The following is a 22584-nucleotide window of genomic DNA, read 5'->3' as shown; positions in this document are numbered from 1 at the left end:
CTATGAAAAAATTTTTATTACTCTTTATTCTTGTTGCCCAGTTCGTATCAGCGCAAATGCCTGATATTTCAACAGTCTGGCTGAATAATAGCAAACCTTATATTGGAACCATCGGGAATAAAGGGCAGGACCTGAAAATGAAAATTAATATTTCTGAACAGAACAAGAAGAATGACCAGGAATATTTTGTTTCAGGATACTCGCTCGTAGATACGAACTATTCCAAATTTGAAGGTAAAATTACCATAACAAAGTATAGGGATGCTAAAAGAAAAGGAACCGTATTCGGAGAATACGAGCTGGCCGAAGAAAATAAGGGAAAGCATTCCGGCCTTTTTAAAGGAAAATTTATCTATACTTTCAGATGGAATAAGAAAACGGAGAAAGTAGAAGGACAGTATATTGAACTGATCGGGAACTGGAAAAGCTATGACGGGATCCTTGACTTTAAAACCCATCTTAAAAATCAATAAGTATATGAAGGCACATGGTTCTGTGTAACTTATCCGATATCTCACTCATTCCGGATTTCCGGAACTCAGATCCGGATCCGGTGTTGCAGACATTGCATTAGCTTTAAAAACAAGAAAATATGAAATTAGGAGCATTTTCAATCAGCTTAAGTGTAAAAGACCTTCAGAAGTCCAGGGATTTTTACGAAAAATTAGGGTTTACCTCCATGGCCGGAAATACGGAACAGAATTATCTTATTATGAAAAACGGATCAACCCTTATTGGATTGTTCCAGGCTATGTTTGACGGAAATATGCTTACCTTTAATCCGGGATGGGATGAAAATGCTCAAAACCTTGATTCTTTTGATGACGTAAGAAGTATTCAGAAACATTTAAAAGAGAATGGAATTGAGATTGAAAGAGAGGCCGACGAGTCCACTTCAGGACCTGAACACATATACCTTAAAGATCCTGATGGTAATATGATTTTAATAGATCAGCACAGGTAATCAGTGAAAAACAGATCTTAAAAACAAAATAAAACTTAACTATAAAAAAACAATCATGGCAACAGTAAACGTTTATTTAACATTCAATGGAAACTGCAGGGAAGCGTTCGATTTCTATAAATCAGTTTTTGGAGGAGAGTATCCGTACATCGGAACTTTCGGAGAAATGCCTCCAATGGAAGGAAAAGAAACTTCAGAAGAAGATAAAAACAAGATCATGCATGTAACGCTCCCGATTTCTAAAGAAACGGTATTAATGGGAAGTGATACCGGTGGTGAATGGTCATCTAACTTTAAAGAAGGAAATAATTTTTCAGTTTCTATCAATGCGGAATCTAAAGAAGAAGCAGACAAATTATTCAACGGACTTTCTGCGGGAGGACAGATCACGATGCCAATGGCTGACACATTTTGGGGGGCTTACTTTGGAATGTTTACGGATAAATTCGGGATCAACTGGATGGTAAACTATGATGATCCTGCAAAAATGCAGCAGCATCCATAAGACTAGAGGCATTATAATATTATACTACAGAAGACCGGCAGATTATTGCCGGTTTTTTATTGGATCATATACTTCAATTCCAATTTTTTTTAAATTTGAATACAGTACGGAAAAATCTAAAAAAATATAAGATGAAATTTACAATTGAAGATATCAGGTCCGCTCATCAAAAAGTAAAAAGCGGAGCAGATTTTCCTGAATATATTCAGACGATCAAAAAATTAGGAGTCTCTCATTATATAACCCATGTAACAGACGGAAATACAGAATATTTTGATGCTGATAATGAACCTTCTCATACCGGAGGTAAATATGAAAATCTTAGTATTGCTGAAAATGCGGATATTGAACATTTTAAAGAAAGATTAAAGCTTCATCAGCAGGGAGAAACAGATTATATGACTTTTTGTAAAGACTGCGCAGAAAATGGAGTTGTGGGATGGAAAATGGACCTGGACCTGATGACGTGTACCTATTTTGATGCAAATGAAACCGAAATCCTGATAGAAAATATCCCAGGTTGATATAGGAAATCACACGTTACACAAACTACCGGCTATTGAAATATTGCTTGTGATTATTGATTAAAAATATTAACTTTGTTAAAAGTGATAGATAATAGTAATTGATAAGTATGAGAAAGGTGTTAACGAAGCTGGCAGTCACAATTCTAGGATTAGGTTCTGTATGTACATTTGCACAAAAGAGTGATCTGGGAGCCTGGTATATGTATTTTGGAAATAATAAGATCAGTAAAAAGCTGAACTTGCATAATGAAATCCAGTACAGGAATTTTGATGCCGCCGGAGATCTGGAGCAGCTGTTAATTCGTACAGGAATTGGATATGACCTGACAGAAAACAACAATAATGTTTTATTGGGCTATGGTTTTATTCTCAGCCAACCTTACGTAAACGGGGAAAAAAAAGAGAATATAGAACACAGGATTTTCCAGCAGTTTATTACAAAACAGAAATTCGGACGTTTTAACTTTCAGCACCGTTACCGTCTGGAAGAACGTTTTCTGCAGGATGATTTCAGGATGAGATTCCGGTATATGCTGGGACTGAATATCCCGATCACTCAAAAGGATATGCTGCCGAAAACACTATATGCATCTGTTTATAATGAAATATTTCTTCATTTTAACAGCTCTGTCTTTGACAGAAACCGGGTATATGGAGCATTAGGATATGTAATCAATAAAAATATGAGGATTGAAGCCGGATATATGAACCAGATTCAGGAAAATAAAAACCGGGGACAGGTCCAGATCGGTTTTTATAATAATATTCCATTTACGAAAAATTAATGCTGAATACCTGAATGGATTAAAATAATAATAATCAGTAACACATTAAATAAACACATATGCATTCAGGAAAGAGATTTGGCGCCCGTGAGTTCATCAACTGGACAAGGCGGAGCATTTATGTTTTAACTTTATTATCAGCCATTCCAACCTTCTTGTATTTCTTTGGCTGGAAATTTCTTTCGGTTCCATGGCAGCCCATTGCAATCATGGGAACAGCCGTTGCTTTTATAGTAGGATTTAAAAATAATGCCAGTTACAGCAGGCTTTGGGAAGCGAGACAGATTTACGGAGCTATCATCAATGACAGCAGAAGTTTCGGATATATTCTGAGAGATTCCCTGAACTTAAAAAATCCGCACATTGTAAAAGAGATGTTTCTCCGGCATTATGCATGGCTGACTGCATTACGGTTTCAGCTTCGTGAGCCGAGAGCCTGGGAAAATATGAATACGGCACAGTTTGATGAATACGCCAAAAAGTATGATGTCCCCGAAAAGCTGACCAAACTGGAAGATGAATTGAAAAAATATCTTTCCGGATCAGAACTTCAATATATCTTAAGTAAAAAAAACAGAGCTACACAACTGATGGCTGCCCAAAGTAAGGAATTATCTGAAGCTTATGAGAAAGGAGAGATCAATGATTTTCAATGGATCCAGATCAATCAGCAGCTGGTAAAGTTTACAGACCATCAGGGAAAAGCTGAAAGAATCAAAAACTTTCCGTATCCAAGGAACTTTTCTTCCATTACTACCTATCTTTTATTGTTGTTTATTGTTTTTGTACCCTTCGGATTGTTGAAAGAATTTGACAAACTGGGAGATGGAACAATGGTGGAAGGCTGGACGCTTTGGTTCAATATTCCGTTTTCACTGCTGGTGACCTGGTGCTTTCACACGCTGGACAGTGTAGGGGAAGCTTCTGTTAATCCTTTTGAAGGAAGCCCGAATGACGTTCCGATCACCCAGATCAGCCGCACCATTGAAATTGATATGAGAGATATGCTGGATGAGAATGACCTTCCGCCGGCTATTACTCCAAAGAATAATATTGTACTTTAAATTAAAGATGATTATTTCTCACTGACCGGATCCTGGTATGAGAATGTTAAAAAGAGATCTGCACTGCATAATCTTCAGGAGATCTACTCATCAGATTAAAAATAACACTTAAAAAAACGAACTCAAAATGATTCACAGTTATGTTATAATATCTATTGCAGTACTGTTGTCTGTAATGATATTGGTAATGATCGGACAAAAACTGAAAGTGGCTTATCCTATCTTTCTGGTCATTGCAGGACTACTGATCAGTCTTATTCCAGGAATGCCCCGTATTGAGATAGAGCCTGATCTCGTCTTTCTTATTTTTCTGCCTCCTATTCTGTTTGAAGCAGCCTGGTTCACCTCATGGCAGGATTTCCATAAATGGAGAAAGCAGATATTCTCCATGGCTTTCGGACTTGTATTTTTAACGTCAGTTGTAGTTGCTTACCTTTCTTCTTCAATTATTCCCGGCCTTACTGTAGCGATGGGATTTCTTTTGGGAGGAGTAAACTCACCACCGGATGCTGTGGCGGCCACTTCTGTGTTGAAACATATGAAAATTCCTAAGAAAATTACAAGTATTCTGGAAGGAGAAAGCCTTATCAATGATGCATCCAGTTTGATCGTCTTTAAATTTGCATTGGCAGCAGTTATTTCAGGACAGTTCATCTGGAAGGATGCTGTTCAGGATTTTTTTACAATGGCAATCGGAGGAATTGCCGTAGGGGTTGCCGTAGGATTTTTATTTGGAGCATTGCTAAAGGTTATTCCTACTAATTCCAACATTGATACGGTGATCACTCTTATTGTTCCTTATATCATGTATGTAGGAGCAGAACATTTTCATTTTTCAGGAGTGCTGTCAGTAGTTGCAGGAGGTTTGCTGATGTCTTATAACTCACATTGTTACTTAAGTCATACTTCAAGAATTCAATCGGGGAATGTCTGGAGTGTTCTTATATTTTTGATGAATACAATCATCTTTATCCTGATAGGCCTTGAACTGCCAATTGTTGTGGAAGGATTGACAGATTATACTTTCTCTGAAGGAATATTCTACAGCGTGGTGATTGGAGGGGCAATTATCGGAACAAGGATTTTGTACAGTTATGCATTGATGTATTTTCCAAGACTTTGCTCAAAGGAGCTGAGACTGAAAGTTCCCAAACCGGACTGGAGGGAGCCCTTTATTATCAGCTTTGCGGCAATGAGAGGAGTGGTATCATTAGCTGCAGCACTTTCTATTCCTGCCTTTCTTCCTAATGGAGAAGCATTTCCGCACCGGAATATTATTTTGTTCGTAACGTTTGTTATTATATTAATCACGTTGGTAGGGCAGGGATTATTGCTGGCACCGATCTTAAAATTACTGAAAATAAAAGATTCAGGAAGTGAGCTTCCGGAAGAAAAACAGGAAGTAATCCTGATGCGTAAACTAAAAGAAACAGCTTTGCATAAGCTGGATAATGATTTTGCAGAACTGGCAGAAAAGAACAGCCTGGTGCGCCATCAGAAACATAAACTTGAAAATGAAATGATGCTCATGGCGGATAAGGTCCAGTGTATGGCTTCAACCGGCGACTATGTAACCGCAATTAACGAAAATAAAGAGGTATTAAGGCAGGTTATTCAGGCCCAGAGGAACGAACTGCACAGGATGAAAAAAGAAAAAATATTTGATGATCATGTGATGAGGGCAATTGAAATGCAGCTGGATTTTGATGAAGCAAAAATTACAGGATTCTCACATGGATAAATGAGCGATTTACAATAATATTGTAGAGACTTATTACAAAAAGTAAACAAAGAATTAGGCTGAGGTTCAGATTAAGATTAACTTTATATTCTCAAGTTGATTCTTAAAGAATGCAGGGAGATCTTGTGGCTTTTTTGTTTAAATCTGCTTAATAAAACCTTATTCCAAAAAATTAATTAAATGAATAATGCACCCATTACTGTTCAGTATAAAATAAATGCACCGGCAGAGAAAGTCTGGCAGGCATTAACAGATAAGGATGAAATGAAACTGTGGTATTTTGATATCCAGGATTTTGAACCGGCAATAGGAAAAAAATTTAATTTCTACGAACCCGGAGAAGAAAGAAAATACCATCATCAATGTGAAATTTTAGAAATACTTCCGGACAGGAAACTGAAACATACATGGGCTTATCCGGATTTCTCATCCCTGAAAACTGTTGTAACCTGGGAGTTATTTCCGGATGGAGATCATGAAACACAGGTCAGGCTCACTCATGATGGAATTGACAATTTTAAAGAATTGGGAGATAATTTTTCAGAGAAAAGTTTTACAGAAGGCTGGAATACCATCATAGGGAAGAGCCTGAAAGAATATTTAGAAAAGAAGATATGATTCAATTATTGCCTTTCAGCATTGAAGATGCACATGAATTGATCTTAAAAATTAAAGATGAGAGAATGCTGCTTCAGTTTGCAGGCCCCGCCTATCAGTTCCCGTTGGATGAAAAACAACTGGAAGCAGATCTGTCTGACGAAAACAGAATATTATTTAAAATAATTGATATAGGAAGTCAGAATGCTATAGGACATGCCCAGATTTATGTAAAAGAAAACACATTTCTGCTAGGACGGATATTGATCTGGGATGAAAATAACAGGGGAAAAGGATATGGCAGGAAAGTCGTAAAAGAACTCCTGAAATATGGATTCAGCCATTTTAATAAACAAACAGCAGAGCTGAATGTTTATGACTGGAATAACGGGGCTATTGAATGCTATAAGAAAGTAGGATTCATAATAGATCCTCATATTACAAACGAGGTGAGAATAGCAGAAGATACATGGCGGTCAATCAACATGAAAATGGATAAACATACTTTTGAATTACAGGAATTATGATAAGATTTACAGCACTCCGCCCCATGCTCCGGACCGAAAATCTTGATGATACCATTGGGTTTTACATGCGTGTTCTGGGCTTTACATTAGCCGGAAGAGATCATGAATGGGGATGGGCTACTCTTCGAAAAGATGAAGTGTATATGATGATTTCCCTGCCTAATAAACATGAAAAAAATCACGGGATAGGTTTTACAGGTTCATTTTATTTTAATGTGGACCATGTGGATGAGCTTTGGGAAGACCTTAAAACAAAAGCCGAAATCTGCTATGAAATAGAAACTTTTGAGTGGGGGATGAGGGAATTTGCCATCTATGATAACAATGGTTATATATTACAATTTGGTGAATCTGTGGATAATATTGGCAATACGGAATAAAATTTGCTATTTTTGGGGAAATATTTAGAAAATCAATGAAGAAAAATATAATAGCAGGTTTCGCAGCGATTTTATTACTGGCATCTTGTAACAAGGATAAAGAAATTCTTGATACATTAAGCAATTATAATAATGCAATGGAGACAAAGGGATATCACTTCGGAGATAAGCTTGAGCTTCCGAAAGAAGTGACCGAAAATGCAGAAAGCGTTACCATCAGCTTTGGAGATAAGGAAACATCAGATTTAGTGATTGATCCTAAGTTTTTTACCCTGGGAGATAATGCTGTGACGTTCAATATTAAGAAAAAAGGAGGTGAAGTATTAAACCAGGATGCAACCATCAATGTCTTTGCAAAAAATCCTGAAAAAAATATCTCTTATCAGATCGTCGCCGAATATCCGCATGATCCTAAAAACTTTGTTCAGGGTTTTCAGATTGAAGGAAATACCATTTATGAAAGTGATGGTCAGAACGGGTCTTCACAAATCCTGAAATATACCCTGGGAACAACTACTCCTCTTGCATCTACCAAGCAGGCTCCGGAAGATTTCTCTGAAGGAAGTACAATTGTAGGAGATAAAGTATATCAGCTGACATGGCAAAGCAAAAAAGGCTATGTATATGACAAGAACTCTTTAAAATTACTTTCGGAATTTGCTTATCCTAATGTACTGGGAGAAGGATGGGGACTAACCTATGATGGAAAAAACCTTATTGCCTCCGATGGAAGTAAGCTGTTGTATTTCCTGGATCCGAATGATCCCTCAAAATTAATTAAATATGTAGCTGTTGCGGGAAGTGCCCAGGCGTATGATCAGCTGAATGAGCTGGAATACCATAACGGATTCATCTATGCCAATGTATGGCAAAAGCCCATAATCCTGAAGATCAATCCGGCAACCGGAGAAGTGGTGGGAACATTTGATTTTACCGATATTGCCAAACAGAATACCAAAGGAAGTGACGACGTTTTGAACGGAATTGCTTTCAAAGGTGACAATATGCTTGTTACTGGTAAAAACTGGCCGAAGATTTATGAAGTTCAGATAAAATAATGTACCGGTAAACGATACAACATAGCGTTCCTGTTCATGGAACGCTATTTTTTATATAAGAATTGGAATTTAATAAAGGACAAATCTTATATAACAGATCCCATTTTTAGGAAAAATATATAGTGCTGGAAAAACTAATCTCTATCAGGTTGTAGTTAAATACATTAGGTTATAAAAAGATACGTTTATTTTGAATAAAAGTATGTAAATTGCCAACATTCCGATAGGAAAAATTATCATTAATATTATACAATTTGAGGCTGATATATTTAATATTGATTTTAGTGTTCTGCCCGTTGGCAGCACAAAAAGTCCTTCCTTTAGATACTCTGAAATTAAAGGAGGCTAAAGATATGCTTGCAGATGATTACGGAAATCTATACATCTATAAAAATAAGGATTTCAGCTTTACCAAATATGACTCGCTGGGGAAGCAGATCGGGAAAATGATGCTTACGGTTCCCTACAAAGTACAATCTGTACAGAATCCGTTAAATGTACCTTTGTTTTCGGAAAACGCACAGGAAATGAAATTTGTGGATCAGAATCTGAATGAGATTCAGCGTATTGATTTTAAACCCAAATTTGGTTTTATCAGAATGGCATATGCAGAGGATCTGCAGCAGTTGTGGTTATTGGATGACAGTACAAAACGTCTCATTCAGTATAATTTCAGAAATGATACCACCATTAATTCTTATCCTTTTGATATCAGTTTTGAGGACCTGACGGATCTGTTGGTTTATGAAAATAAAATTTATATTTTAACAAAAAAACACATCAGAATCTATACCCCGAAATTTGAAAAATTATATGAGGAGGCTATAGAAAACGGAAAACGTTTCAGAAGGGAAAACGATATTATTTTAGTCATTACAGACAATTCAATTTTGCAATATATTCCGGAAAAAGGAATGGATATTATTTTTAAAGATCCGGAAGCGCAAATTGTGGATAAAAATATACTCTCTTATTTTGATATCAGCGGAAACAAACTTTATCTTTACAACCTTGAAAAGGCAAAGAAGCCCCAACAGGAAAAACTACCGGAATCTCAGCAGGAACTACCGTTGAAATCTACTGAAAATCCGGCAGATAGTACTGATGCAAAACCTGATGAAGAAGCATCGGAGGGTAAATCTTCTGATCTTGCATTGGAAAAATTACTTGAAGAAGTTTCCGAAGTTCAGGCCGAAGGGGTGGAAAAGCTTATCAATTAATCAGTAAATACAAGGGAAAAAATATGCATATTGCGGTTACAGGAAACATTGGAGCAGGAAAAACAACTTTAACAACAATGCTTTCCAAGCATTACGGATGGGATGCACAATTTGAAGACGTAGATCATAATCCTTATCTGGAAGATTTCTATTCAGATATGAGCAAATGGAGCTTTGCATTGCAGGTCTATTTTCTCGGAAGCAGATTCCGACAGGTAAAAGAGATCAGGGAGAGTGGTAAAAATATTATCCAGGACCGTACTATTTATGAGGACGCCCATATTTTTGCAGAGAACTTAAATGATATGAAACTTCTTTCAGACAGGGATTTCAGTAACTATTCATCAGTTTTTAATCTAATGAAGTCGTTTGTATCGGCACCGGATCTGCTGATCTATCTTAAATCTGATGTTCCCAATCTGGTAAAGAAAATTTACAAAAGAGGACGTGAATATGAAGCTTCTATCAGTATAGAATACCTTTCCAAACTGAATCAAAAGTATGAGAAATGGATTTCCAACTATACAGAAGGTAAGCTTTTAATTATTGAAGTTGATGATCTTGATTTTGTAGAAAAACCTGAAGACTTTGGGTTTATTCTGGAAAAAATTGAAGCAGAACTGCATGGTCTGTTTTAACTAACATTTATCATAACATTAAGAGAAGTTCATGCGTATTCTTATTAAATTTGTAAGAGTTATTTAAATAAATTAAAATGCTGGTCAAAGTATTACATAACGGGAATTGCTCTAAATCAAATGCTGTATTGGAGTATCTTGATGAAAACGGAGTGGCTTTTGAGATCATTAATATTATTGAAGATCCATTAAGTGTTCTGGAAATTAAAACAGTACTGAAAAAACTTAATCAGAGTGTTTTTCATATTATCCGTAAGACCGATAAACTGTATCTGGAACATTATGCCGACAAAAACTATTCTGAAGAAGAATGGATTAAGATTTTGTCAGAAAACCCGTCCCTCATACAAAGACCTATTCTTATAAAAGGGTCAGTAGCTATGATGGGAAGACCTATTGAAAATGTTAAATTCTTTATTGAAAAATAATAAAAACCTGAAAGGCTGTTTCACTGAAACAGCCTTTCTATATTGCTTGAATTAATTTATAATTGGATACGTAAAGATCAGATCTGGTGATCTTGAAAAGTCTTCATAAGCATAAAGAAAATGGATATAAACAAACCCGGCTGAACCTAATGGTCAGCCGAATTTTTTTTACAACAGAATAACGCCTTCTATTTTTGCTACTTCTTTATAAATATTCACTACCTGATTTGCATCCAGAACAAATGCGTTGATATTGCAGGCCGTGTATTTTCCGTTCTTACTTTCACGGTTTCCCAGTGTAAATTTAATTCCATCAAAAACCCTGTATATTTCAGTAAGTTTTGACTGGTCTGTAGGAATAATGAATTTAAATAAATAATCCTCAGGAAAATCATGGTGATCTTCCAGTTTTTCCCTTAAAGACTGATAAAAGTCCTCAGGGCTTGCGTGTTGATTTCCTTGTAATATATCCATCTGCAATTCTTAATATAATATATAAATATAGCGAAATTTTTCCTATTTTCCAAACGGTCCCAGAAGAGACCTGGAGTTCTGATGTTCATAATCTTCAATAATATTGAAAAGTCCGTTTACCAGTTGTTCGGATGCAAGCTGGCTTAATCCGCCGGCATTAACTGTATTGCCTCCTCCTAAAAGATTTCCCAGGAAGTTGCTTCCTGATAAAGCCGTATTAATCGTTTTAACGATGCCATATTCATTTAATTTTTCATCCACTTTCGGAGCGATGGCAGCTACCAGTTGCTGAGAGGTTTTTTCTTTAAGAATCTGCGTAGCTGTTGTTCCTTCGATGATTCTCGTTACATCCTGCGCATTCAGGTTATTTACTGCACCTTCCAGAATGGGTCTCGAAGTGTTGACGGTATATGCTGCGGCCTGTGCTATATAATCTCTTTCTTTGGCAACCAGTGACGGGGCAATTTTCTCAAGCATGGAATTGATATCTCTCAGTTCCTTCGGAAGAGCTTTATCCACCATATTATTCTGTAGAAAAGCTTCTTTATTGGCATAAATGCCCATTCCTTTATTTATTCCGTTAAGCAGGATTCTTTTAATGATAGAAAGTCCCATATCGGAGGTAGCCAATGTGGTACAGGATTGTACGGATGTGGTGATAAATGCACCGGTCCCAATAATGATAGCGGCTGCAACAATATATTTTTTCATTGATCTTTTTTCTTGATTTCTCAAAAACTGCACCAAAGGTAAATACATTTCTCATATTAACAAAATATTAAGCGAAGTGGAGTTATTTGGTGAATTTTTTCTGAAAAAGCCTGTTTACGCTATTAATAATATGATGATGAATTGATAATTATTCTGTTTTAAAAGTCATAAAATACAATGTTTTGGCTGTTTTTGTACAAACTAATGTAAATTTTTTTTAATTTTTAAGATAATTTAACAGCATTCAGTTTTTTTTATATTTTTGACTAATGTCTTTTTTTGAGAATATAAATCTGTTCTGAGAAGGCATTTGCTGAAATTTGATTGTACGAATAAAATTGAAACTATATGAAACAAAGTAATTTAAAGTATTCATGCCTCATCGCGGTATTGTACTTCGGTATGAATGTGGATGCGCAGGTTACAAGCGACTCCACTAAAGTCCAGAAGATTGACGAAGTAGTCATGATCGGGTATGGTAGCCGTAAGAAAGTAGATAATACAACATCCATCAGTTCTATCAGTGCGGAAGAAGTTACAAAAACAAAAGTTTTAAATGCTTCTCAGGCCATTCAGGGAAAAGCGGCCGGGGTGCAGGTTACTGCTTCTGATATGCCGGGATCTACGCCTACAGTGAATATCAGAGGGTTAGGTACAGTGCTTGGTGGAAGAACACCGTTATATGTAGTGGATGGAATGTATGCAAATAATATCAACAATATCAATGCAAATGATATTTTGACGTATGACATCCTAAAAGATGCAGCTGCATTGGCTATTTATGGTAACAGGGCTGCTAATGGTGTAATTATTATTACCACAAAGTCAGGAAAAGGAAAGTTAAATGTAACATATGATGGACTAATTGGGGTAAGAACTCCTTTGAAAACAGTAAAAATGGCCGATAGTCAGCAGTTTATCCCTTATAATAATATTGGGCTTGCTGCGCAGGGCAAAGGGCTGCTAAATCCTAATCAGCCTTATAATACAGATTGGTTCAAAGAAATTACCAGAACCGGTATCTATAATCAGCACAATGTAGCTATTTCAGGTTCCTCTGATGCTGTGAAATATTTCCTTAGTTTAAGTAATTATGACGAACAGTCTATTCTGAAGGGAACGAACTATAACAGAACTACAGTAAGAACAAATAATGAATACCGAATTTCTAAAGGTATTCGTCTTTCACAGAATTTAAGTGCTACATTTACCAATGATACTCCAAAATCATTAGGTATTTTCACTACGGCTTATAAGCAATCACCACTGGTACCTGTATATTATCCGAATGGACAATGGGGACAGCCAATCTATGATGGTAACGGTAATATAAGCTATTCAGGAGGTCGCTTCAATAATGTTGGAAACCCGGTTCAACAACTGTTCTTTGATAACCAAAAAACTAAAAGTTTTATACTTCAGGGAGGTCTGAAATTGGATGCAGATATTTTTTCAGGTCTGAAATTTACTTCACAGTTTAATGGTGAATACGGAACATCCAAGTACTATAATTTTGTGGATACCAGGGCAATATGGTTAGCCAATGATCCTACAAGGACAGTTGCTCAATATTCTTCTACAGAACCAATCAACAGATTGACAAATAAAAATATAGATTATTACAATTGGGTATTAAGTAATTATTTAACCTATACCAAGAAGATAGATAACCACGACTTCGAGATTGTTGCGGGTACAGAAGCATCAGTGAACAGTGGATTAAGTACATTGGTTATGAATAGGAAAAACCTTCCTGCTCAATCAAATTATTGGAATACTTTAAATACGGACTATTACGGATACCTGTTCAGTGATAATACAACTAAGGCTCTTGAATCTATTCAGGGCGACAGGAATACTACAATTTCATACTTCGGAAGATTGCAGTATAAATTTATGAATCGTTATCTTTTAAGTGCTACAGTAAGACGTGACGGATCTTCTCAGTTTGCAGATGGACATAAGTGGGGAACCTTCCCATCATTTGGTGCTGGCTGGATTATTTCTGAAGAAGAATTTATGAAAGGAGGTTTTTTCAGAACCTTAAAACTTAGAGGAGGATGGGGTAGAATTGCCAATCAGAGGGTTCCGTTAAATTATCTTCCATTATTATCGGGGGCAACCTATAATTATGGCTTTGGAACTTCTGCAGTAAGTAATGGAGTAACTGTAAACAAAGGATATGATCCTGAACTAGGATGGGAAGTTACAGAAGAAGCATCATTAGGTTTAGATTTCGGTATTCTTGATAATAGATTAACAGGTTCATTTGATGTATATAACAGAGAGACTACGAATATTATTCTGGCTGTAAAACCATATATGGCAACAGGTATCTCTGAAGTGAACTATTCTCATATGGGAAGTGTTGTAAATAAAGGAGCGGAGATCACTCTTAACTGGGCAGATAAAATTGGAGAAGATTTTACATATTCAGTAGGTGCAAACTATTCTTATAATAAGAATGAGCTCACCAGTATGAATACTTCCAAACCGGTATCGCAAGTTGTAGGAGGAAATTTAGGAAATGGACAGGATACTAAATACTTTAATGCACAAACAGTAGGACAGCCTTTGGGAAGCTTTTTTCTTTGGGAATTTGACGGGTATGATGCAAACGGAAATATGAAATTCAAGGATCTGAACGGAAATGGTATTACCGGAAGTGCTGATGCAGGAGACAGACGTTTCGTAGGGTCGTATATTCCAAAATCCACACTTGGGGTTAATTTTTCAATGACTTATAAGAATTGGGATTTTGCTCTAACCGGATATGGTGCATTTGGCTTTAGTGTATATAATGGTAAAAAAGCACAAAGAATCAGTGGTGAAAATATCGAAGCTTCCGTAGCAAATGATTATTGGACGGCCAGCAATACCAATGCTGCCAACCCGGCACCGAATACTGCTATTCCGATTGCTTCCACATTCTTTTTAGAAAAAGGAGACTATTTTAGAATTAACAACATTTCTGTAGGATATACTTTTAGAGATGTTACAGATTATTTGAGATCAGTAAAATTGTATGTAAGTGCAATCAATCCTATTGTATTCCAGAAATATTCAGGATATTCATCCGAGTTGTCAGGATATAATCCTGCGGATCCTAATTCGGAAGGTGATCCTTACAAAGGAGCAGGAATTGAATTGGATTCATACCCTACTTTAAGATCTTTTGTATTTGGTGTTAACCTAAATTTTTAAAACAATGAATAAAAAATATATCATAGCAGCTGCATTTTTAATTTTAGGTGCTGTAAACCAAAGCTGCAGTAGCGACTTTATAGACGTATCACCTACGGAAGCTATTCCGGAGAGTAATTTAGAAGTATATAATAATAATGAAGGAGCAACGAGTTTTGTAACTTCTATTTATGCAAAGTTCCTTGATTGGGATATGAGTACTTTTGCTTGGATCGGAGTAACTTCAATTGTATCAGATGATGCCGATAAGGGATCAAGCCCGGGAGATACAGGTTCAGATAAAGACATTCTTGATGCATTGAACTTTACACCATCTACTCCTTCTTTTAAAGAGCTTTTTACTTCAAACTATCAGGGTATTAACAGAGCAAATCAAGCATTGAAATATCTTCCCCTTCTGGATAAAGCAGACCCTGAATTGCGTAAAAGGCTGGCAGGAGAAGCTAAGTTTCTGCGTGCTTTTATGTATTTTACTTTAGTGCGTTCATTTGGAGGAGTTCCGCTAGTTGACCACGTACCGGTTTCCGGTGTTGAAGAAGATAGGAGAATGACTCTTACGAGAAAAACAAAAGAGGAAATTTATGCTTTTATCGAAAAAGACCTTAAAGATGCTATTGAAAGCCTGCCTGATAAGTCTGCATATACAGGAAATAATATTGGCAGAGCCTCAGTAGGAGCGGCTCACGCTCTTTTGGCTAAAGTTTATCTTTATCAGAAAAAATGGCAGCTGGCAGCTGATGAATGTAATAAAGTTACAGGATATTCACTAACTCCTGTCTTTCAGGACATCTATAAAGTTTCGGGAGAAAATAATGCTGAATCTGTTTTTGAGATTAATGGAAGCGGAGGAACTGCAGGGAGAGCCATCCAGCAATATAGCCAGGTACAAGGAGCCAGAGGTACTACAGGCTGGGGCTGGGGATTTGCTACTCCTACCCAGGGATTATATGATGCATTTACTGCCGAAGGAGATACTCAAAGAAGGGATGCTACAATTATCCATAGAGATATGACATTATATGATGGTTATTATGTAGGACCTTTTGTAGAAAATAAGTTTTACAATTATAAAGCCTATTCATCTGATTACAGAAGCACTGGATCTACAGACGTTAACATCCGTTATCTAAGATATGCGGAAGTACTTTTAATGAAAGCTGAGGCACTTAATGAATTGGGGCAGACCGCAGCGGCAATACCATTATTGAATCAGGTAAGGCAAAGAGCCCAGATTGCTCCTACTTCTGCTGTTACCCAGTCAGAAGTGAGAACGGCGATCTGGAAAGAAAGAAGACTGGAGCTGGCCTTTGAACATGACAGATGGTTTGATCTGGTAAGAACAGGACAGGCACAGGCAGCCATGGCAGCTGATGGCGGGAAAGTATTCAAGGTTGGAAAACATGAGTTATTCCCGCTTCCTCAGGACTTTATTATGGAAGCCGGAGGATTGTCCCAGCAAAATCCGGGATATTAAATATTAAAATGAATGATAAACTTAGAGGAGAATGTGAGTTCTCCTCTTCTTTTAGGAATGAATTTTAAAACTATTTGAATTATGAAAAAGATCGTATTATCAGTTGCTATAGCTTCAATATCAGTCGCTTCCTGTAAAAATTCACAAATTAAACCAGTGCCGGATCAGAAAGCAGTGGTACAGAATAATATTACAGACGAGCAGTTGATGGACAGGGTGCAAAAAGATGCACTGAAATATTTTTGGGAGTATGCAGAGCCTCATTCCATGTTGGGCAGAGAGCGGTATCATGAAGATAACATCTATCCTGATAATGATAAGCATGTTGTTACTACCGGAGGTTCAGGATTTGGGCTGGCAACGATTCTTGTAGGAGTAGAAAGAGGTTTTGTTCCGAGAAAAGAAGCTGTGAAAAGGCTTACCCATATGATGAATTTTCTGGCGAAAGCAGATCGTCATAAAGGAGCATGGTCTCACTGGATCAATGGAGAAACCGGAAAAACGGTTCCATTTGGTAAAAAAGATAACGGAGGAGATCTTGTAGAGACTGCTTTCCTTACTTCAGGAATACTGATGGTCCGTGAATATTTTAAAAACGGCAATCCGGAAGAAAAAGCATTAGCGGCAAAATGTGATGAACTGTGGAAAGGAATTCAATGGAACTGGTATACCAAAGGAGGAGAAAAAGTTTTGTACTGGCATTGGTCACCTGAATATCAGTGGGAAATGAATTTTCCCCTGGAAGGTTATAATGAATGTCTGATCACCTATATTTTAGCCGCCTCTTCACCTACTTATTCTATAGATGCTGAGACATATTATAAAGGCTGGACCAGAAACGGAACCTACCTTACTGATAAAACCAAATACGGACTTCCTCTTTATGTAAAACATAATTACGCCGAAGAATATGGAGGTCCGCTGTTCTGGGCTCAGTACTCATACATTGGTCTTGATCCTACAGGATTATCGGATAAGCTGGTGAAAAATTATTTTGAACTCAATAAAAATCAGACCCTTATTGACTATCAGTATTGTGTCGAAAACCCAAAAAAATGGAAAGGATTCGGGCCTGATTATTGGGGGCTTACTGCAGGTTATACAAGGAATGAAAACGGAAGTACAGGATATACGGCCCATATGCCTACTAATGATAACGGGGTTATAACTCCGACAGCAGCACTTAGCAGCTTTCCCTACACTCCTAAAGAATCAATGGACTTTCTAAGGTTTATCTATACTGAAAAACCTCAGTTTATCGGATCTGCAGGCCCTTATGATGCCACTTCTATCCATTATAATGACTGGTTTACTCCAAGGTATCTGGCTATTGACCAGGGGACTATCGCGCCAATGATCGAAAATTACAGGTCAGGATTTCTTTGGAAACTGTTTATGAATGCTCCGGAAATACAGCAAGGACTTAAAAAATTAAGCTTTCAGTCTGCAAAGTATGGAATAAAGTAACCTTACTATTTAGATCCCCAGATTTTATCAGTTAACTTCAGGTAAATCTGCGGAATAATTTAATACCCAAACCTGAAAAACAATATGAAATTAAAACATCTTCCTTTTTTGCTTCTGCCGTTTTCATTATCAATGAACGCTCAGGAAATAAAAGCTGAACTTAATAAAGAAATCAAAAGGACTGAAAAAATTTCCTATATCCTGGATTATCCCCAAAAAGTAAAAGGGAATGTCCCGTTAATTGTTTTCCTTCACGGATCAGGAGAAAGAGGAAATAATCTTGAAATGGTAAAAGCACATAGTCCCTTTACCTACAAAGATCTGATTAAGGAACCTGTGGCCATTCTGGCTCCGCAATGTCCTGCAGATTCTTGGTGGGACACTGTAACGATCTATCATCTGATAAAGGAAATCCAGAAGAAATATAAAATTGATGCTTCCAGGATTTATCTTACCGGACTTTCTATGGGAGGCTGGGGAACGTTAAAACTGGCCATGGAACATCCGGAAATGTTTGCTGCGGTAGCTTCGATCTGTGCGCCGACAGATCAGGTAATGACGGCGAATATCCAGCAGTATAAAAATCTGAATATGAAAATATTCCACGGAGGAATGGATGATATTGTATTGCCGGAAAATGCTTTTAAATTTTATCAGAAGCTGCATCCGGTTAATCCGTCTGCAGAACTGGTGATCTTCCCGAATGACAACCATAATTCATGGGATTCAGCTTATTCAGATCCTAAACTGTATGAATGGATGTTATCAAAAAAGAAATAAAAAGTAGATGGATCATTGGTCTGATAAAGAATAATTCTTTATACTAAACCTGAATTCATTAAATAAATTTTATATTTTTGATTATTGTCTTTTTTAGGGACAATAAATGAAAAAATATCTGAATGTTACTGAGTATACATATATTTGGTAGAAAAAATAAGTAAAGACAACGTTTTACGTTAAATAAAACAGAACAATAAGAAGTTAGATTTATGAAAAAACTAATCGTACTCGCTGCCTTGGCATTGTCGCCGGTATTCTCGGCACAGGAAATGGTGGATAAACCCGTACAGTCTTATCAGACGCCTCAGTATCAGGCAAAAAAGAAAGCTTTTGTGGATAATCTTTTATCTAAGATGACCTTAGATGAGAAGATCGGTCAGCTTAACCTTCCGACTTCCGGAGATTTTACCACAGGGCAGGCTCAAAGCTCAGATATCGGTAAAAAAATAGAGCAGGGGTTGGTTGGCGGATTGTTCAACATAAAAGGAGCTGAGAAAATCAAAAACGTTCAGAAAGTGGCTGTTGAGAAAAGCCGTCTTAAAATTCCTTTGATTTTCGGAATGGATGTGATTCATGGTTATGAGACTACGTTCCCGATTCCATTAGGACTTGCAGCATCATGGGATATGAACCTCGTACAGCAGTCTGCCAGAATAGCGGCCAGGGAAGCTGCTTCAGATGGAATTAACTGGACTTTCTCGCCAATGGTGGATATTTCCCGTGAACCGAGATGGGGAAGGGTTTCTGAAGGTTCCGGTGAAGATCCGTACTTAGGAAGTGAGATCTCCAAAAATATGGTGTATGGCTACCAGGGTAAAGACCTGGCTAACGGAACCAATATATTAGCCTGTGTAAAGCACTTTGCCTTATACGGAGCAGGTGAGTCGGGAAGAGATTACAATACAGTTGATATGAGCCATGTAAGGATGTTTAATGAATATTTTCCGCCTTATAAAGCAGCTGTAGATGCAGGAGTAGCTTCGGTAATGGCATCATTTAATGAGGTGGACGGAGTTCCGGCTACCGGGAACAGATGGCTCCAGACTGAAGTTTTGAGAAACCAGTGGAAATTCAAAGGTTTTGTAGTAACGGACTATACGGGGATCAATGAAATGGTTGATCACGGTATGGGAGATCTTCAGCAGGTTTCTGCCCTGGCTTTGAAAGCAGGAGTTGATATGGATATGGTAGGAGAAGGATTTTTGACCACATTAAAAAAATCTTTATCCGAAGGAAAAGTAACACAGGCTGAAATTGATATGGCGGCAAGAAGGATTCTTGAAGCAAAATATGACCTGGGCTTATTCGATAATCCTTATAAACATGGGAATGCAAAGCTGGCGGCTAAAGAGGTGTACAATATGGAAAACCGTAATGTTGCAAGAAGTGTCGCCGCTCAGTCGATGGTACTGATGAAAAATGAAAATCAGGTACTTCCCCTGAAGAAGTCAGGAACTGTGGCGGTAATCGGTCCATTGGTCAATAATTCAATGAATATGGCCGGAACCTGGAGTGTAGCGACCAAGCATGCCATCTCTGTTAATTTGATGCAGGGCCTTCAGGCTAATTATGGTAAAGAGGTTAAATTCCTTTCTGCAAAAGGTGCCAATATTGATTATGATGCAAAATTAGAAGAAATCTATGCTGCACATGGTAAAAAAACCGACAGGGACAACCGCTCTAAAGAAGAATTATTAAAAGAAGCGGTAGATATTGCCAATAAAGCGGATGTTATCGTTCTTGCTATCGGGGAATCTGCTGAAATGAGCGGAGAATCTTCTTCAAGAACTGAAATTACCATTCCCCAGTCGCAGGTTGACCTGTTAAATGAACTGAAGAAGACAGGAAAACCTATTGCAATGGTTTTATTTACGGGGCGTCCGTTGGCGCTTACCAATGTTAAAGACACGCCTGATGCTATATTAAACGCATGGTTCCCCGGCTCAGAAGCGGGAAATGCAATTGCAGATGTATTATTCGGGAAAGTAAATCCATCAGGAAAACTGCCGATGACATTCCCAAGAAGCCTTGGGCAGGTACCGATTTATTATAATGCTAAAAATACAGGCCGTCCTCTGGATCAGAAGCTTGTTGATAAATGTGAGTATCAAAGGTTCCGTTCCAACTATATGGATGAATGCAATACACCGCTGTATCCTTTCGGATATGGATTAAGTTATACAAAATTCAATTATTCGGATATCAGCATCTCCAATACCAATCCAAAAGGAAATCAGACGGTTCAGGCATCGGTGACGGTAACCAACAGTGGAAATTATGACGGAGCAGAAGTGGTTCAGCTGTATATCAGAGATATGGTGGGAAGTATTACCAGACCGGTGAAAGAATTGAAAGGGTTCCAGAAAATATTCCTGAAGAAAGGAGAATCTAAAAAAGTAACATTTGATATTACTCCGGAAAGTCTGAAATTCTATAACGGGGATTTAAAGTATGACTGGGAACCGGGAGAGTTTGATATTATGATCGGAACAAGTTCTGATGAGGTGAAGCATTCAAAGATTAACTGGACAAAATAAGTAAAAGTTTTTCACAAAGAAGTGTTTTGTGTATTTTTTGGCATGGTTTTTAATAATACCCACGATAATTACCATAATAATATAACAAACATGAAAAAAACAATTTTACTCGGTACAATGTTCCTTGGTTCTTTGGTATTCGCTCAGAAAACGCCTATATTAGGTGGGGACAGAGATGCTCATGGATGCATAGGTTCGGCGGGCTACACCTATTCGCAGATTAAAAAAGACTGTGTAAGGGTTTTTGAACAGAAGATCAAGCTGACAGAAGTATCACCGAAAGGAAGTTCTACTTCAATAGCAGCTGTTATTTTCAGTAAGGATATGAAAAAAGCTGAAGTTTTTGTTAAGGATACAGATGCCGAGAGCATAATTCTTACCAGAGCAGGGAAATCCAAAGCATGGAAAAAAGATGGTTATGTGCTGGTTCCTTTTAAAAAAAGCGGATATCAGCTTAAAAAGGATAATGTTGTAATTTATCAATAAAATAAGTTTTTTAATAATTGAAAAGTCACCCGAAAGGGTGGCTTTTTTTGTTGGTATATATTAATGAGAATAATATACGACAAGTTCTGTCGCATGGTGAATCTATCTTTGCCCTGTAAAGAAAGTTTCCTGATTTACATGGTTTTGTGATTAAAAATAACAGCAGATAAAAATGATATAAATCTTTTTACTGTGAACTAAAAAACTTATTTTTGTGGTATTATAATAACTGTACTTAAATTAAACACTAACATGAAGAAGTCTATACACGCACATTTTTCCGTGCACTATTTATACCTGTATTCTCCAATGGCGGGTAAAATCAGTCGTTAATTTCAACTATTTATTTTTTCAAAAAAAATTCAAATGCCTATGAAAAAAATTTATCTTGGTGCATTGACGTTATGCACAGCCCTGGGTATGTCTGCCCAGGAAACGATCTGGCAGAAAGACATTAAATCCTCCACGCAGGATTTTTTGAGCCAGGTAACCACGACCATTGACCAGCAGTATTTAATTACAGGAAGCAGCATTCAAAGCGACAAGCTTCAGGCTCCGGGAAGTAAGCAAAATAACGGCTATGATTTCCACCTGGTGAAACTGAACCAGCAGGGAGAACAAGTCTGGGAGAAATACTTTTCCGGCCAGAACCACGACTATTTATCCGCAACAGTAGCCACGCAGGATGGTGGATTTTTAATTTCAGGGACTTCCTATTCAGGTAAAGGACTGGATAAGAAAGAAGCTTCCAAAGGTGGTTCAGATATCTGGCTGATCCGTTTGAATGAATTCGGGGATGAACTCTGGCAGAAAACCCTGGGCACATCTTCAGATGAAGAAGCCAGGGCAGTGATCCAGACTACTGACTTAGGCTTTTTTGTAGCAGGAAACGTACACAACTCCCCCAAAGGCTATGGTTCCAAAGATGCCTGGATCATCAGATTGGATAAAGATGGAAAAGAACTATCACAACTTATTTTAGGAGGAAAAGGCCTGGATGAGGTAGAGAAAATG

General features: G+C 37.4%; 22 protein-coding genes and 1 pseudogene. 21 read left to right on the top strand and 2 right to left on the bottom strand.

The features are described from left to right. Positions 1 to 2 precede the first annotated feature (2 nt). The 14 genes from DRF59_RS12315 to DRF59_RS12250 all read left to right on the top strand — a co-directional run bounded on the left by DRF59_RS12315 (position 3) and on the right by DRF59_RS12250 (position 10434). Entirely contained in the window at positions 3 to 473 is a 471-nt protein-coding gene (locus DRF59_RS12315; protein ID WP_115960316.1) for a hypothetical protein, read from the top strand. 119 nt (positions 474 to 592) lie between these two features. Then, entirely contained in the window at positions 593 to 964 is a 372-nt protein-coding gene (locus DRF59_RS12310) for a VOC family protein (RefSeq protein ID WP_115960313.1), read from the top strand. 55 nt (positions 965 to 1019) lie between these two features. Continuing rightward, the gene (locus tag DRF59_RS12305; protein WP_115960310.1) at positions 1020 to 1469 is read left to right on the top strand and encodes a VOC family protein; all 450 of its coding nucleotides are present in this window, start codon (positions 1020 to 1022) and stop codon (positions 1467 to 1469) included. Positions 1470 to 1600: 131 nt separating this feature from the next. Then, positions 1601 to 1993: a DUF1398 domain-containing protein gene (locus tag DRF59_RS12300; protein ID WP_115960307.1), complete on the top strand. Its 393-nt coding sequence runs from the start codon at positions 1601 to 1603 to the stop codon at positions 1991 to 1993. Between the two features lie 110 nt (positions 1994 to 2103). Beyond that, positions 2104 to 2781, top strand: a complete 678-nt coding sequence (locus DRF59_RS12295) for a DUF2490 domain-containing protein (protein ID WP_115960304.1) — start codon at positions 2104 to 2106, stop codon at positions 2779 to 2781. 59 nt (positions 2782 to 2840) lie between these two features. Continuing rightward, positions 2841 to 3845 carry a bestrophin family protein gene (locus DRF59_RS12290; RefSeq protein WP_115960301.1) on the top strand — a complete coding sequence of 335 codons (1005 nt, stop codon included), beginning with the start codon at positions 2841 to 2843 and terminating at the stop codon, positions 3843 to 3845. 127 nt (positions 3846 to 3972) lie between these two features. Continuing rightward, the gene (locus DRF59_RS12285; RefSeq protein WP_115960298.1) at positions 3973 to 5586 is read left to right on the top strand and encodes a Na+/H+ antiporter; all 1614 of its coding nucleotides are present in this window, start codon (positions 3973 to 3975) and stop codon (positions 5584 to 5586) included. 180 nt (positions 5587 to 5766) lie between these two features. Further along, positions 5767 to 6204, top strand: coding sequence for an SRPBCC family protein (locus DRF59_RS12280; RefSeq protein WP_115960295.1), 438 nt, complete (start codon positions 5767 to 5769; stop codon positions 6202 to 6204). Further along, a complete protein-coding gene (locus DRF59_RS12275) occupies positions 6201 to 6710 on the top strand; it encodes a GNAT family N-acetyltransferase (RefSeq protein ID WP_115960292.1) in 510 nt (169 codons plus the stop codon). Before DRF59_RS12280 ends, DRF59_RS12275 begins: the two co-directional genes overlap by 4 nt. Then, positions 6707 to 7090 (top strand): VOC family protein, encoded by a 384-nt coding sequence (locus DRF59_RS12270; RefSeq protein ID WP_115960289.1) that lies wholly within the window; start codon positions 6707 to 6709, stop codon positions 7088 to 7090. The genes DRF59_RS12275 and DRF59_RS12270 overlap by 4 nt, the downstream gene beginning before the upstream one ends. Before the next feature lie 35 nt (positions 7091 to 7125). Beyond that, entirely contained in the window at positions 7126 to 8148 is a 1023-nt protein-coding gene (locus DRF59_RS12265; protein ID WP_115960286.1) for a glutaminyl-peptide cyclotransferase, read from the top strand. A gap of 284 nt (positions 8149 to 8432) precedes the next feature. Next, positions 8433 to 9368 (top strand): hypothetical protein, encoded by a 936-nt coding sequence (locus DRF59_RS12260; protein ID WP_241505587.1) that lies wholly within the window; start codon positions 8433 to 8435, stop codon positions 9366 to 9368. Between the two features lie 23 nt (positions 9369 to 9391). After that, a complete protein-coding gene (locus DRF59_RS12255; protein WP_115960280.1) occupies positions 9392 to 10006 on the top strand; it encodes a deoxynucleoside kinase in 615 nt (204 codons plus the stop codon). Positions 10007 to 10083: 77 nt separating this feature from the next. Continuing rightward, on the top strand, positions 10084 to 10434 hold the full coding sequence (locus DRF59_RS12250) for an ArsC/Spx/MgsR family protein (RefSeq protein ID WP_115960277.1): 351 nt from the start codon (positions 10084 to 10086) through the stop codon (positions 10432 to 10434). 168 nt (positions 10435 to 10602) lie between these two features. Here DRF59_RS12250 and DRF59_RS12245 read toward each other — a convergent pair whose 3' ends face one another. Both DRF59_RS12245 and DRF59_RS12240 read right to left on the bottom strand, forming a co-directional pair. Continuing rightward, positions 10603 to 10908 (bottom strand): DUF493 family protein, encoded by a 306-nt coding sequence (locus DRF59_RS12245; protein ID WP_115960274.1) that lies wholly within the window; start codon positions 10906 to 10908, stop codon positions 10603 to 10605. Between the two features lie 42 nt (positions 10909 to 10950). Further along, positions 10951 to 11619, bottom strand: a complete 669-nt coding sequence (locus DRF59_RS12240) for a DUF4197 family protein (RefSeq protein ID WP_115960699.1) — start codon at positions 11617 to 11619, stop codon at positions 10951 to 10953. A gap of 348 nt (positions 11620 to 11967) precedes the next feature. Here DRF59_RS12240 and DRF59_RS12235 point away from each other — a divergent pair, with 348 nt between their 5' ends. From DRF59_RS12235 to DRF59_RS12205, 7 genes and pseudogenes are all read left to right on the top strand, one after another. Then, the gene (locus DRF59_RS12235; RefSeq protein ID WP_115960271.1) at positions 11968 to 14823 is read left to right on the top strand and encodes a SusC/RagA family TonB-linked outer membrane protein; all 2856 of its coding nucleotides are present in this window, start codon (positions 11968 to 11970) and stop codon (positions 14821 to 14823) included. Between the two features lie 4 nt (positions 14824 to 14827). Beyond that, positions 14828 to 16297, top strand: coding sequence for a RagB/SusD family nutrient uptake outer membrane protein (locus DRF59_RS12230; RefSeq protein ID WP_115960269.1), 1470 nt, complete (start codon positions 14828 to 14830; stop codon positions 16295 to 16297). 81 nt (positions 16298 to 16378) lie between these two features. Then, positions 16379 to 17764, top strand: a complete 1386-nt coding sequence (locus tag DRF59_RS12225) for a glucoamylase family protein (RefSeq protein ID WP_115960266.1) — start codon at positions 16379 to 16381, stop codon at positions 17762 to 17764. Positions 17765 to 17848: 84 nt separating this feature from the next. Continuing rightward, positions 17849 to 18544: a carboxylesterase family protein gene (locus DRF59_RS12220; RefSeq protein WP_115960263.1), complete on the top strand. Its 696-nt coding sequence runs from the start codon at positions 17849 to 17851 to the stop codon at positions 18542 to 18544. A gap of 212 nt (positions 18545 to 18756) precedes the next feature. Continuing rightward, positions 18757 to 21084, top strand: coding sequence for a beta-glucosidase BglX (gene bglX / locus DRF59_RS12215; RefSeq protein ID WP_115960260.1), 2328 nt, complete (start codon positions 18757 to 18759; stop codon positions 21082 to 21084). Positions 21085 to 21174: 90 nt separating this feature from the next. Next, positions 21175 to 21570 carry a hypothetical protein gene (locus DRF59_RS12210; protein WP_115960696.1) on the top strand — a complete coding sequence of 132 codons (396 nt, stop codon included), beginning with the start codon at positions 21175 to 21177 and terminating at the stop codon, positions 21568 to 21570. Between the two features lie 372 nt (positions 21571 to 21942). After that, a pseudogene (locus DRF59_RS12205) lies at positions 21943 to 22584 on the top strand (T9SS type A sorting domain-containing protein); the annotation flags it as partial.

Source organism: Chryseobacterium flavum (genome assembly GCF_003385595.1).
Lineage (GTDB): Bacteria > Bacteroidota > Bacteroidia > Flavobacteriales > Weeksellaceae > Chryseobacterium > Chryseobacterium flavum.
The sequence above is the reverse complement of the archived record's forward strand: the minus strand, read 5'-3'. Positions and strand labels throughout refer to the sequence as shown.